Below are 395 nucleotides of genomic sequence, written 5' to 3'. Positions count from 1 at the left end.
CCTGGCCACTGCTGCCCCGGGTACCTTCATCGACAGCAACGGTCGCGCGACCATCACCCTGCCGGCCAGCGCCTCCGTGGGCTTCACCCACCGTGTGAACGACCAGTGGCAGATCATGGCTGAAGTCACGCGCACTGCGTGGAGCAAGTTCGACCAGGTCGTCGTCGATTACGACTCCAACCAGCCGGACAGCGTGCTGCCGTTCCACTACCGTGACACCACCTTCGCGTCGATCGGTACCGATTTCCGCGTGAACGACAAGCTGACCCTGCGCGGCGGCCTGGCCTATGACCAGACCCCGACCACCGATGCCCACCGCGACGTGCGCGTGCCGGACACCACCCGCAAGTGGCTGTCGCTGGGCATGACCTACGCCGCTTCGGACAAGATGGAAT

1 protein-coding gene is annotated in these 395 nt (G+C 65.1%); it reads left to right on the top strand.

Annotated elements, in window-relative coordinates; translation table 11 throughout:
* Positions 1-395 (top strand): outer membrane protein transport protein (locus tag I6F38_RS43550; protein ID WP_225164736.1); only part of this gene is annotated, 395 nt, incomplete at both ends.

The organism is Bradyrhizobium sp. BRP56, from assembly GCF_020194035.1.
Lineage (GTDB): Bacteria > Pseudomonadota > Alphaproteobacteria > Rhizobiales > Xanthobacteraceae > Bradyrhizobium > Bradyrhizobium australafricanum.
The sequence above is the reverse complement of the archived record's forward strand: the minus strand, read 5'-3'. Positions and strand labels throughout refer to the sequence as shown.